We start from the raw sequence: 287 nt of genomic DNA, 5'->3' as shown, positions 1-287 counted from the left end.
CACTAGCGGCGCGCGAGTTTTGTTTAAAAAAGCTTTATTGGGCTGGCGTAAATCGCACAAAAACTCGGTAATTTGCTCATACCGCTTAAGGCGATTCACCTGCAACGCTTTTTCTAAAGCATCATCAATCCAAACGGGTATTTCACTGTCGGTGTCGAGTACCGACTGATAAACCAAGCGCCTTTGCGCGGCCTGGCTTTTTGCGCCCGCCACTTTGGTGCCATAAGGGTAGCGCCCACACAGCATGAAATAGGTAATAACGGCTAATGAAAACAGCTCGGCACGCG

The 287-nt window shown here is 49.5% G+C and carries 1 protein-coding gene; it reads right to left on the bottom strand.

Annotation, left to right across the window (positions count from 1 at the left end):
* Positions 1-287, bottom strand: a 287-nt coding sequence (locus Q4528_RS13515) for a hypothetical protein (protein ID WP_303522043.1), incomplete at both ends; no start/stop codon positions are given.

The sequence above is a fragment of the Staphylococcus pasteuri genome (assembly GCF_030547725.1).
Classification (GTDB): domain Bacteria; phylum Bacillota; class Bacilli; order Staphylococcales; family Staphylococcaceae; genus Staphylococcus; species Staphylococcus pasteuri.
The sequence above is the reverse complement of the archived record's forward strand: the minus strand, read 5'-3'. Positions and strand labels throughout refer to the sequence as shown.